The 11,967-nt window shown below is 61.3% G+C and carries 14 protein-coding genes; 13 read left to right on the top strand and 1 reads right to left on the bottom strand.

What is annotated here, in order from left to right; genetic code table 11:
- The first annotated feature begins 1 nt into the window (after position 1).
- The 5 genes from AB0P14_RS00630 (at position 2) to AB0P14_RS00610 (ending at position 4,084) form a co-directional block, all read left to right on the top strand.
- The gene (locus tag AB0P14_RS00630) at positions 2-1,165 is read left to right on the top strand and encodes an acyl-CoA dehydrogenase family protein (protein WP_363836546.1); all 1,164 of its coding nucleotides are present in this window, start codon (positions 2-4) and stop codon (positions 1,163-1,165) included.
- A gap of 21 nt (positions 1,166-1,186) precedes the next feature.
- Positions 1,187-1,984, top strand: a complete 798-nt coding sequence (locus AB0P14_RS00625) for a CoA transferase subunit A (protein ID WP_363836544.1) — start codon at positions 1,187-1,189, stop codon at positions 1,982-1,984.
- A gap of 2 nt (positions 1,985-1,986) precedes the next feature.
- On the top strand, positions 1,987-2,640 hold the full coding sequence (locus AB0P14_RS00620; RefSeq protein WP_363836542.1) for a CoA transferase subunit B: 654 nt from the start codon (positions 1,987-1,989) through the stop codon (positions 2,638-2,640).
- Positions 2,637-3,203 carry a MaoC family dehydratase gene (locus tag AB0P14_RS00615; protein ID WP_363836541.1) on the top strand — a complete coding sequence of 189 codons (567 nt, stop codon included), beginning with the start codon at positions 2,637-2,639 and terminating at the stop codon, positions 3,201-3,203. The genes AB0P14_RS00620 and AB0P14_RS00615 overlap by 4 nt, the downstream gene beginning before the upstream one ends.
- Before the next feature lie 71 nt (positions 3,204-3,274).
- Positions 3,275-4,084: a CoA ester lyase gene (locus AB0P14_RS00610; RefSeq protein ID WP_363836539.1), complete on the top strand. Its 810-nt coding sequence runs from the start codon at positions 3,275-3,277 to the stop codon at positions 4,082-4,084.
- Between the two features lie 203 nt (positions 4,085-4,287).
- Here the strand turns inward: AB0P14_RS00610 and AB0P14_RS00605 are convergent, their stop codons facing one another.
- Positions 4,288-4,863, bottom strand: a complete 576-nt coding sequence (locus AB0P14_RS00605; protein ID WP_363836537.1) for an NAD(P)H-dependent oxidoreductase — start codon at positions 4,861-4,863, stop codon at positions 4,288-4,290.
- 95 nt (positions 4,864-4,958) lie between these two features.
- Between AB0P14_RS00605 and AB0P14_RS00600 the strand changes: the two genes are divergently transcribed.
- From AB0P14_RS00600 to AB0P14_RS00565, 8 genes are all read left to right on the top strand, one after another.
- Positions 4,959-5,462 carry a MarR family winged helix-turn-helix transcriptional regulator gene (locus AB0P14_RS00600; RefSeq protein ID WP_363836535.1) on the top strand — a complete coding sequence of 168 codons (504 nt, stop codon included), beginning with the start codon at positions 4,959-4,961 and terminating at the stop codon, positions 5,460-5,462.
- An 89-nt stretch (positions 5,463-5,551) separates the two neighbouring features.
- Positions 5,552-6,766, top strand: coding sequence for a 1-deoxy-D-xylulose-5-phosphate reductoisomerase (gene dxr, locus AB0P14_RS00595; RefSeq protein ID WP_363836533.1), 1,215 nt, complete (start codon positions 5,552-5,554; stop codon positions 6,764-6,766).
- A gap of 40 nt (positions 6,767-6,806) precedes the next feature.
- Positions 6,807-8,138, top strand: coding sequence for a site-2 protease family protein (locus AB0P14_RS00590; protein WP_363838096.1), 1,332 nt, complete (start codon positions 6,807-6,809; stop codon positions 8,136-8,138).
- A 130-nt stretch (positions 8,139-8,268) separates the two neighbouring features.
- Positions 8,269-8,895: a helix-turn-helix domain-containing protein gene (locus AB0P14_RS00585; protein WP_363836531.1), complete on the top strand. Its 627-nt coding sequence runs from the start codon at positions 8,269-8,271 to the stop codon at positions 8,893-8,895.
- Positions 8,896-8,955: 60 nt separating this feature from the next.
- A complete protein-coding gene (locus tag AB0P14_RS00580) occupies positions 8,956-9,444 on the top strand; it encodes a hypothetical protein (protein WP_363836530.1) in 489 nt (162 codons plus the stop codon).
- Between the two features lie 9 nt (positions 9,445-9,453).
- Positions 9,454-9,747, top strand: coding sequence for a YciI family protein (locus tag AB0P14_RS00575; protein ID WP_363836528.1), 294 nt, complete (start codon positions 9,454-9,456; stop codon positions 9,745-9,747).
- A gap of 148 nt (positions 9,748-9,895) precedes the next feature.
- Positions 9,896-11,062, top strand: coding sequence for a flavodoxin-dependent (E)-4-hydroxy-3-methylbut-2-enyl-diphosphate synthase (gene ispG, locus AB0P14_RS00570; RefSeq protein WP_363836526.1), 1,167 nt, complete (start codon positions 9,896-9,898; stop codon positions 11,060-11,062).
- Positions 11,019-11,912 (top strand): GNAT family N-acetyltransferase, encoded by an 894-nt coding sequence (locus AB0P14_RS00565; RefSeq protein ID WP_363836524.1) that lies wholly within the window; start codon positions 11,019-11,021, stop codon positions 11,910-11,912. The genes ispG and AB0P14_RS00565 overlap by 44 nt, the downstream gene beginning before the upstream one ends.
- Positions 11,913-11,967 lie beyond the last annotated feature (55 nt).

Raw genomic sequence — 11,967 nt, 5'->3', positions numbered from 1 at the left:
AGTGCCAAATTTTGAACTCAACGACGAGTACCAGGCCCTCAGCGACATGGTGCGCGAATTTGCTGACACCGTGGTGGCTCCGGTGTCCGCCAAGCACGACGAGGAACACAGCTTCCCCTACGAGGTTGTGGCACAGATGGGCGAGCTGGGCCTGTTCGGGCTGCCGTTCCCGGAAGAATTCGGTGGCATGGGTGGTGACTACTTCGCCCTGTCCCTGGCGCTGGAACAGCTGGGGCGCGTGGACCAGTCGGTGGCCATCACCCTCGAAGCCGGAGTCTCGCTCGGGGCGATGCCCGTGCACCGCTTCGGCACCCAGGCGCAGAAAGAGCAGTGGCTGCCGGAGCTGACCAGCGGTGCGGCGCTCGCAGGCTTTGGCCTGACCGAGCCCGACGCCGGATCTGACGCCGGCGGTACGGCCACCAAGGCTCGGGTCGAGAACGGCGAGTGGGTCATCGACGGTTCCAAGCAGTTCATCACCAACTCCGGCACGTCCATCACCAAGTTCGTCACCGTCACGGCTGTCACCGGCACCTCGGAGCGGCCGGACGGCTCGGTGAAGAAAGAAATCTCCACCATCATCGTGCCCAACGGCACTCCCGGCTTCACGGTGGAAAAGGCCTACAACAAGGTGGGCTGGAACGCCTCCGACACCCACCCGCTCACCTTTGCCGGAGCCCGTGTTCCGGAGGAAAACCTGCTGGGCGAACGTGGCCGCGGCTACGCCAACTTCCTGTCCATCCTGGATGAAGGCCGAATTGCCATCGCAGCACTGGCAACCGGAGCGGCCCAAGGCTGCGTGGATGAGGCAGTCCGTTATGCCAAAGAGCGCAGCGCCTTCGGGCACAACATTGGCCACTACCAGGGCATCTCCTTCAAGATCGCCCGCATGCAGACCCGCGCGCACGTGGCCCGACTGGCCTATTACGACGCCGCCGCACGCATGCTCGCCGGTAAGCCCTTCAAGACCGAAGCCGCCATCGCTAAGATGGTCGCAAGTGAGGCAGCCATGGACAACGCCCGTGACGCCACACAAGTATTCGGCGGCTACGGCTTCATCAATGAATTCTCTGTGGCTCGCCACTACCGCGATTCAAAGATTCTGGAGGTCGGCGAAGGAACCACGGAAGTCCAGCTGATGCTCATCGCCCGCGACTTGGGCCTCTAAGCCACCCGAAAGGCACCCGCCATGATCAACAAAGTAGTTGCATCCCCGGCCGCCGCAATCCACGACATCCACAATGGTGCCTCGCTTGCCGTCGGCGGTTTTGGCCTGTGCGGCATCCCCGTGGCGCTCATCCAAGCACTGCACGACGCCGGAACCTCCGGTTTGGAGACCATTTCCAACAACTGCGGCGTGGACGATTGGGGACTTGGCATCTTGCTCAGCGACGGGCGTATCCGCCGCACCATCTCCTCCTATGTGGGGGAGAACAAGGAATTCGCCCGCCAATTCCTCGCCGGCGAGCTCGAGGTGGAACTGACCCCGCAGGGAACCCTTGCGGAGAAGTTGCGGGCCGGTGGTGCCGGCATCCCCGCCTTCTACACGGCTGCCGGTGTGGGCACCCAGGTGTCTGAGGGTGGCCTGCCCCGAAAGTACGACGGCGCAGGCGGGGTTGCGATTGCCTCGCCGCCCAAGGAGGTGCGCACCTTTGGGACGGACGAGTTTGTGCTGGAGGAATCGCTCACCCCGGACTTTGCGCTGGTGCACGCGTGGAAGGGTGACCGTCACGGGAACCTGGTCTTCCACGCCACGGCCATGAACTTCAACCCGCTGTGCGCCATGGCCGGGAAGATCACCATTGCCGAGGTGGAGGAGCTGGTGGAACCGGGGGAGTTGGATCCCGAACACATCCACGTTCCCGGCATTTTTGTCCAGCGCGTGGTCCACGTACCCGCCGGTTCGCCCGGTAGCGAGAAGCGCATTGAAAAGCGCACCGTGACGGAACCGGCGTCGAACGTCTCAACAACCGCACAGGGAGCGTAACCGTGGCACTGACACGCAATGAACTGGCCGCTCGGGTGGCGCAGGAGCTACACAACGGGCAGTACGTGAATTTAGGGATTGGCATGCCCACGCTGATCCCCAACTACATTCCTGCCGGGGTGGAGGTGGTGCTGCATTCCGAGAATGGGATTTTGGGGACGGGACCCTACCCGGCCGAGTCCGACGTCGACCCTGATCTGATCAATGCCGGCAAGGAAACCGTCACCGTGAACAAGGGTGCCGCGTTCTTTGATTCGGCGCTGTCCTTTGGCATGGTGCGCGGCGGCCACGTGGATGTCGCCGTGTTGGGCGCCATGCAGGTTGCCGCCAACGGGGACCTGGCCAACTGGATGATCCCGGGAAAGATGGTCAAGGGTATGGGTGGTGCCATGGACCTGGTGTTCGGTGCCAAGAAGCTCATTGTCATGATGGAACACACCGATAGGGACGGCTTTCCCAAGATCGTCTCCGAGTGCACCTTGCCGCTGACAGGTAGGAAGTGTGTGGATTTGATCGTCACCGACCTAGCCGTCATTGAGGTGACAGCCGATGGTCTGGTTTTGAAGGAGCTGGCTCCGGATGTCACAGTGGAGCAGATTGTGGCTGCCACGGGAGCCCCGTTGAACTTGGAGATGCATGATGTGGACAACGTATGAGTGAGGGACCCGCAGGCTACCCGAAGGCCCCAGCGGTTCACGCTGCCCCGGTGGCTGGGCCTGTCGAGACCCAGCCCCCCGCCAACCCCAAAGTGGTGCTGCAGCGAGGGCTGTACTTCGAGGAGTTGCAGCTTGGTACGGTGTATCAGCACCGGCCCGGGCGCACCATGACGGAGGCAGATAACGTGCAGTTCACCACCATGACCATGAACACCCAGGCTTTGCACCTGGATGCCGCCTGGAGTGCCGAGCAGCCTTTCGGCCAAAGGCTCATGAACTCCATGTTTACGCTGTCCACCATGGTGGGCCAGTCCGTGGCCCAGCTGACGCAGGGCACCATCGTGGCCCAGCTGGGCATGACCGATATTTCCTTCCCGCACCCGCTGTTTCACGGCGACACCTTGTACACCGAGACTGTGGTGGTGGAAAAGCGGCTTTCGGCATCCCGGCCAGGACAGGGGATTGTGGTGATGGAACATACCGGGCGGAACCAGTCCGGCGTCGTGGTTGGAAAAGCCAGCCGCACAGCACTCTTTTGGCTGTTGCCCACCGAGCAGGATTAGGCTGCCGGCCCGCACCACCCGATTCCATCAAATTTTAGGAGCACACGATTTCTGAGAGCCAGCACTTCACCATGGGCCCCGCCTTGCTGTTCGCCCCTGCGGACCGGCCGGAGCGGTTTGCCAAAGCGGCCGACCGCGCCGATGCCGTGATCATCGACCTCGAGGATGCGGTGGCCCCGGAGGCCAAGGCGCAGGCGAGGGAGCACATGGTTGCCAGCGGGCTGGATCCGGCAACCACCATGGTGCGCATCAACGCCCTGGACACCCCGGACGCCGCCTTGGACCTCGCCGCGTTGGAGCTAAGCCCGTTCCGGACCATCATGGTGGCGAAGGCCGCCGATCCCGACGCCGTCGCGGCGCTCGCGGACTTCACGGTGGTGGCGCTGTGCGAAAGCGCGGCCGGCATCCTCGCGGCGCCCGCCTTGGCGCAGCTGCCGAACGTTGTGGCCCTGATGTGGGGTGCAGAGGACCTGGTGGCCTCCTTGGGTGGAACCTCAAGCCGCTTCACCGCCGGGCCGCGCACCGGAGACTACCGGGCAGTCGCCATGCAGGCGCGCTCGCAGCTGCTGCTGGCGGCCGGGGCTTCCGGGAAGGTTGCGATTGACTCCATCTATGCCGACTTTGCCGACCTCGACGGGCTGGCCGAGGAATCCGAGGACGCGGTGGCCAGCGGCTTTGGCGCGAAGGCGTGCATCCACCCGTCGCAGGTTGCCGTGGTCAGGGACGCGTACCGGCCCTCCGATGCTGCGGTTGCCGCAGCCCGGGAGTTGTTGGCGGCCGCGGACGCAGCGGGCACGGGTGTGTTTGCGTTCAAGGGCCAGATGGTGGACGGTCCAATCCTCCTCCACGCACGGCAAACTATAAGCCGCGCCGGACTGTAGTTCCAACGCTCCCAACTATTGCCCTACAGACGCTAGCGCAGCAATGGTCACTTTTTCCTCATCGCTAGCGCAGCAGTGGTGCTTAAACGCCGGACGCTCTCGCGGGAGATGCGAGAGCGTCCGGGAAAAACACGCCATTGCTGCGAGAGCGTCGGTGAAAAACCAGCCATTGCTGCGATAGCGATGGGAAGGTGGGGCGGTGATTAGACTGCAGCCAAGGCGCCGTCGCGGACGGTCTTCATGGCGTGGGTCCAGGAGATGAGCTGATCGAACATGGGCTCGACCGAAGCGGCCTGCTGCTCGGTGGGCTTGAAGACGGAGAAGTTCTCGAAGTCGGTGAAGAGGGAGAACATGCCGGTCTTCTGCACGTGAGCAACCTGCAGCTCGGAGAGGATGCCGCGCAGGTGCTCCATGGCGCGGACGCCGTATGCGGAGCCGTAGCCGACCATGCCGGCAGCCTTGTTGGCGAACTCTGCGTTCAGGTAGGAGATGGCGTTCGCCAGGGCAGGCTGTACCGAGTGGTTGTACTCGCCAGTGATGAAGATGTAGCCGTCGAACTCGTTCATCTTTGCAGCCCAGACCATGGTGTGTTCGTTCTGGTAGTTCTGGTAGGCGGCCGGGTAAGCCTCATCCAGAATCGGCAGGTTGAAGTCGGCAATGTCAACGAGTTCGTACTCGGCGTCTCCGCGGAGCTTAGCCTGAGCCAGAACCCACTGCGCAACACCGGAGTTGTTGCGGCCCGGGCGGGTTGAACCTGTGACGATGGCGATCTTGGTCATGTGAGATGCTCCTTGTGAGGTGGAGACCCGCACCCATAAGTGGGTGACGTGTCAACTAAAACTTGATGTTTCAATTATTGCGCGAGAAGATTGATGTGTCAACTAACTTTTCAGTGAATGTGAGCAACGCCATGACCGAGCCCCGTTGGCTTAGCGCCGAGGAGCAAATCACCTGGTTGGAGCTGCGTGAATTCAACTCCGGCTTGCCGCGCGCAACCGACAGGCAGCTGCATCAAGAAGCCGGGATGTCAGGCGGCGAGTATGCCGTGCTGGCTGCAGTCTCCGAGGCTCCTGCCGGCGGCGTCCGCTCGGGCGACCTCGCCAGGATTCTCGGGTGGGAAAAATCCCGCGTTTCCCACCTGCTACGCCGCATGGAAGCCAAAGAACTGCTGGAGCGGTGTGCTGTCAGCGCTGACGGACGCGGGCAGGAGATCACGCTGACACCCCAAGGTTGGGACGTTGTCAGGACCGCGGCGCCAGGCCATGTCACCATGGTGCGCGAAATAGTTTTTGACCCCCTCACAGCCGACGAGCAGCTGCAATTACGCAACTCCCTGCGCAAAATCCGCGACGCAGCCATCGAACGCGGCCTCTGGTAGGCCGCGACTAGCTAGGAAACCGGGGCTTGCGAAGCGATCGGCGACCACCAAAGCCCGCATCACGGCGCAAGTGCGGAATACTGGCAGGTATGCAACATCGCAAAGTGATCATCCTCGGCTCAACTGGTTCCATCGGCACGCAGGCGATTGACGTCGTCGACCGTGCCAAACTCCCCGACGGCGCCCCGCGCTTCAGTGTTACGGCCATCAGTGCCGGCGGCGGAAATCTGCAATTGCTGGCCCAGCAGGCCGTGCACCTGCGGGTTTTGGCCGTAGGAACTGCAGCGGACGACGCCGGGACCTTGCGTTCTCTGATTGAGGCAGCTGCCGCCGCCGCTGGCTTGGGTGACTTCACCCCTGAGATCTTCACCGGCCCGGATGCCTCAACCGTTATCGCGGCCTGGGGTGCGGGCTCAGGCGACGGGGCCGACGTCGTGCTTAATGGCATCACCGGATCCATTGGCCTAGCACCAACCCTCGCCGCGCTGGCTACGCCCGCCATTTTGGCGCTGGCCAACAAGGAATCGCTCATTGTGGGTGGAGCGTTGGTCAAGGACGCAGCATCGCCCGGGCAGCTGGTGCCCGTTGATTCGGAGCATTCCGCACTGGCTCAGGCGCTGCGTTCCGGGAGTGCAGGCGAGGTGGACAAGCTCATCGTGACGGCGTCGGGTGGACCGTTCCGTGGCCGCAGCCGGGAAGAGCTCGCCGATGTGACGCCGGCGCAGGCACTCAAGCACCCCACCTGGGACATGGGCATGATGGTCACCACCAACTCGGCAACGCTGGTCAATAAGGGCCTTGAAATTATCGAAGCCCACCTGCTCTTCGATGTTCCGTTGGATCGGATCGAGGCCGTGGTGCATCCCCAATCTGTGGTCCATTCCATGGTGCAGTTCACCGATGGTTCCACCATTGCGCAGGCCTCGCCGCCGGACATGCGCCTCCCCATTGCTTTGGGTATGGGGTGGCCGGATCGGGTTCCCGGCGCCTCTGCTCCGTGTGACTGGAGCAAAGCGGCAACGTGGACTTTTGAGCCACTGGATAACGTGGCGTTTCCCGCCGTCGAACTTGCCAAGGAGGCGGCCCGGCGGGGGAGCACCTGCCCTGCTGTGTACAACGCAGCCAATGAGGAGGCGGTCCATGCCTTCCATGCGGGGCGGATAGGCTTCTTGGACATTGTGGATACTATTGCGCAAGTTCTCAGTGAACACACACCCAGTTCGCAGCTGACGCTCCATACTGTGTTGGAAGCTGAAGTGTGGGCACGTGAACGAGCCAACGAGCTGCTGGCCACTAAGGGCTAAGACACTTATTTGGCCAAGAAATCTTGAACGCAGGAAGTAAATTGTGACTGTATTGCTTTTCATCGGCGGAGTGCTTTTTGTAGCCGTCGGCATTGCCCTTTCCATCGCGCTGCACGAGGTGGGGCACTTGTTGCCTGCCAAGCTGTTCAAGGTCCGGGTCACTCGGTACATGATCGGCTTTGGGCCAACCATCTGGTCGCGGAAAAAGGGCGAAACCGAGTACGGTGTCAAAGCAATTCCGGCTGGTGGCTATGTGGCCATGGTGGGCATGTACCCACCGAATCCCACCGACGGCAGTGTCCGGCCCTCCAGTACAGGCATGTTCCAGACCCTGGCCACCGAGGCCCGCAGCGCAGCCCATGAAGAAGTGGGGCCGGAGGATGCCAACCGGGTCTTCTACAAACTTCCCGTGTGGAAAAAGATCATCATCATGCTCGGCGGACCGTTCATGAACTTGCTCATCGGCGTGATGCTCATGGGTGTATTGCTGATGGGCTTCGGCATGGCCCAGCCGACCACAACCGTCTCGTCGGTCAACGCCTGCCAGGTGGCCTACGGCGAACCCGTGCCCGAAGATTTGACTAACTGCACCAAAACTCCGGCCGCTGCCGCCGGTCTGTTGCCAGGGGATGTCATCACCTCCTTCGACGGCAAAGCGATCACCGATTGGAATTCCTTCACAGAACAAGTAAGGGCTTCGGCAGGCAAAGCGGTGCCGCTGGTGTACGAACGCGCTGGCGAATCCGTTGCCACCACCATCACCCCCGTCCTGACCGCCCGTCCCGTCATAGGCTCCAACGGTCAGGCAGAAGTGGACGCATCGGGAACCGCGGTCACCGTACAGGTTGGCTTCCTCGGCGTTGGGCCGGCCTCAGCCATGGTGCGGCAACCGGCGTCGAGCGTTCTTCCTACGGTGGGGGAGAATATTGTCCAGATTGGCGGGGTTGTCTTCCAGCTGCCGCAGAAGTTGGTGGGCGTGGCTCAGGCAGCGTTCAGTGCAGAACCGCGTGACCCCAATGGGCCCATATCGGTGGTGGGCGTGGGCCGCGTGGCTGGCGAGGTCGCAGCCATGGAGCAGATTCCTTTGAGTTCGCGTGTCGCCACACTGATCAGCCTGATGGCCGGAGTTAACTTGGCGCTGTTCGTCTTCAACTTGATCCCGCTGTTGCCGCTCGACGGCGGACACGTCCTCGGCGCTCTCTACGAAGGTGTTCGGCGTTCTATTGCCAAGGTGTTCAAACGCAAGGATCCCGGACCGTTCGACATCGCCAAGATGCTGCCCGTAACCTACGTGGCTGCCGTGGTGCTGATCGCGATGGGTGCGCTATTGATCTACGCCGACATCGTGAAGCCGGTCAACCTGTTCGGCTAGGCACCTTCTCCGAATAGGAGTGGACGGGGGTGTGGGCGCAGCTTGGTTCCGAACCGAACCGAACTGACCGCCGGCCACAAAGCATCTTAAAATGGTTGATATATACGAAACAAACAATTATGGTTTAGTCATGTTTGTTTTGACCATTGACCAGCGTGGCAGCCGCACGCACGGCGACAGGGTTCCGAAGCTGTTGAGTCTACTTTCTGATTTAGACTCAGCGCTGGAATTTGAGCGTTCCGTGGGCGATGAAATTCAAGGTGTACTCACTGATCCTGAGGTGGTTGTCGAAACCGTTGCGCGGGTGCTCCGCAATCAGGACTGGTACATCGGCATTGGGATTGCTGCTGTTGATCTGCCGCTGCCGGAAAACTCCCGAGAAGCCTCGGGTGATGCTTTCATTGCGGCGCGGGAGGCGGTTGAATCCGCCAAGAAGACGGGGGGACGGGTGCCGCTGTGCGTGCGAACTCCAGTTCCGGCAGCAGCGCAATGGGCTGCCGCGGCGGAAGGAGTCCTCGTTCTCCTTGGAGATGTGGTTCGCAAACGCTCAGATGCCGAGTGGCGGGTCCTTGATGCACTGGATGCCGCACCTGGGTTAGCTCAAAAGGAAATCGCGCAGGGGCTCGAGATCAGTCCCCAGGCTGTCAGTAAAGCAATATACCGCTCGGGCCGACAGGAAGAGCTGGCCGGGCGGCGTGCCGCGGCACTGCTTCTCAGGGAGGCTCAACGGGCCATCAATGTCAGTGGCAGCGGCTAGATTTTAGGTAGGGCAATGTCAACGGGCGTCGCCGACGGTTGCTGATGCGAAGGAGGGTGCATGGAAGCGCTGTGGATAGCTACTGCACTAGTGGTGGCTGTTATGGGTGGGTGGCCCGTGACAGCCGGCATGCTCAAACTCGCCAGGTCCAAGACCGTGCGTGCTGCGGACGCGGCAGAAGCTACGCGCGGAGAACGAACTGAGACTGACGGCCTGGCCCTAACCCGGACCGAAACCCCGGCTAGCGAGGCCATTGAGGTTGAGGTTGAGGCCGTTGAGGCAGAAGCGCAGCCAGCACCACCAGCACCGAAAACGGAAGTGCTCCGTGGCGGCCTGCTGATCGGCTGCCTGGAACGTGCCGCCGTGGCGGTGGCGATCCTCGCCGGACAGCCAGTAGCCATCGCCTATGTGGTGGCCATCAAGGGCTTGGGTAGATATCCGGAACTCAAGGACACGCCAGCGGCAAGTGAGCGGTTCATCATCGGCACCTTGGCCTCAATGTTGTGGGCTGCCAGTGTTGCGGTCCTCGCGAAAGCTCTCCTGTTATAGGGTGAACGCATGTCTATCTTTGCTGTCGAGTATGTTTATGGTCCTGAAGCTGAAGCAGCGCGCGTGGAGCACCGCCCCAAGCACCGCGAATGGTTGTCTGCATTGGCAGAGGCCGATGTGGTTCTCGCATCCGGCCCCTACGCCGATGGGGCAGGCGCCCTGTTGATCTTCCGTGCCGAGAGCCAAGAAGCTGTTCAGGAACTGGTCGCCCAGGATCCAATGACCCTTGGCGGCGGCGTCACCGGATTGAAGATTTCGGGCTGGAACCCGGTGATTGGCAAACTCAGCGGCTACTTGGGATAAACCTCACTGATAACCAACCCCTGCCAGTCAGTGAAAAGCAGTCATCGAGCCTACAATCGAAGGTAGATGCTGCGAGATTCCTTTAGTGACGCCACTCAACGGCGCTACTGCCGCAACATTTGATTCGTTGAACTCCTAGGAGCATATTTTGACCTCCGTCAGTCTCGGCATGCCGCCGTTGCCACCGCCCGTTCTTGCGCCCCGCCGCAAGACCCGGCAAATCAAGGTCGGCCCCGTGGGTGTCGGCTCGGATTCGCCCATAAGCGTGCAGTCCATGACCACCACCCCCACCACTGACATCAACGCGACGTTGCAGCAAATTGCTGAACTGACCGCGTCCGGCTGTGACATTGTCCGTGTGGCCTGCCCTTCACAGGATGATGCGGACGCCTTGCCCATCATTGCCCGTAAATCACAGATACCCGTGATCGCGGACATTCATTTCCAGCCCAAGTATGTCTTTGCGGCGATTGAAGCTGGTTGTGCAGCGGTTCGCGTGAACCCCGGCAACATTCGCAAATTTGATGACCAGGTCAAGGAAATCGCCCGGGCCGCCAAGGACCACGGCACCTCCATCCGCATTGGCGTCAATGCCGGTTCGTTGGAGCCGGGCATCATGAAAAAGTACGGCAAGGCCACACCCGAGGCTCTCGTTGAATCCGCCGTCTGGGAAGCCTCGCTCTTTGAAGAGCACGGCTTCCACGACTTCAAAATCTCCGTCAAACACAATGACCCCGTCATCATGGTGGCCGCCTACGAGATGCTCGCAGAACAGGGCGACTGGCCCTTGCACCTCGGCGTCACCGAGGCCGGCCCCGCTTTCCAGGGCACCATCAAGTCGGCTGTGGCCTTCGGCTCGCTGCTCGCCAAGGGCATCGGGGACACCATCCGCGTTTCTCTCTCCGCTCCGCCGGTTGAGGAGATTAAGGTGGGTAACCAGATTCTGCAGTCGCTGAATCTGCGTCCGCGCAAGCTGGAAATTGTCTCCTGCCCCTCCTGCGGCCGCGCCCAGGTTGATGTGTACAAGTTGGCTGAAGAAGTCACCGCTGGCCTGGAGGGAATGGAAGTTCCCTTGCGCGTCGCCGTCATGGGTTGCGTCGTCAATGGTCCCGGAGAAGCCCGCGAAGCTGACTTGGGTGTTGCCTCCGGAAACGGTAAGGGCCAGATCTTTGTGAAGGGACAAGTCATCAAGACTGTTCCTGAGGATCAAATTGTTGAGACACTCATTGAAGAAGCCATGAAAATTGCCGAAGAGATGGAGTCCGACGCGGATGACACGACTCTCCAGGGCGGTCCCGTGGTCAGCGTCTCCTAGGAGACTCCGCCACGACCCGGTGCGCGTCCTCGGCCACGCCGACACGGACGCGCTCCGGCGCCTGATCGCGCGCGACCGGGTTGCTAACGTGTTCGCGGACTCGCTCATCAACCAGAACAACAGTGCCGTGCCCGGTATTCAAGGGGCCGTCATGTTGGGCTTTTTTATGGACGACGGCGTGAGCTTGGCTGCCGCTTGCTGGGTAGGCTCCAATGTGGTCCCCATAGAGGCCACGGCTGAGCATGCTCAAGCCTTTGGGCGTTGGATTGTGGATCATTGGCAGCCGCATGCCTCAATCTTTGGCCCGGCAGAATCCACCTTGGGCATCATGGAGGTGCTGCAAAAAGCTGGTATTTCAGCCCAAGAGATCAGGGCAAACCAGCCCTTGTTGAGTATTGCAGGCCCACCTCTCGTTGAACCCAATCCGGCTTTGATGGCCAGCCAAAGCGGACAGTTCAACGAAGTCCTCGTCGCGGCCGCGGCGATGTTTGAAGAAGAGGTTGGATACTCGCCGTTCCTAGGCGGCGAGGCCAACTATCGCCGGCGGGTTGCCTGGCTGATCAGCAGCGGATTCTCCTTTAGCGACGTCGAGCCTGAGGGAGAGGTCGTCTTTAAAGCCGATCTTGGCGCCGTGACACAACACGCCACCCAAGTCCAAGGCGTCTGGATGAATCCGCGCTACCGGGGTCGTGGCTTGAGCGCCGGATATATGGCCGCTGTGGTGGTCTTGGCACAAAAGTATGCACCGGTAACAAGCCTCTATGTCAACGACTACAACACTCCGGCCAGGGCGTTGTACGAACGTGTGGGCTTTGAACAGGTCGGCACCTTCGCCACAGTCCTGTTCTAGGCACTACGCCCTCCCCGACCTCACCGCCAAACCCGTCGAGTGTTCACTTGAGGTA

This window comes from Specibacter sp. NPDC078709, assembly GCF_040686795.1.
Classification (GTDB): domain Bacteria; phylum Actinomycetota; class Actinomycetes; order Actinomycetales; family Micrococcaceae; genus Specibacter.
This window is presented reverse-complemented; position numbering and strand designations above follow the sequence as displayed.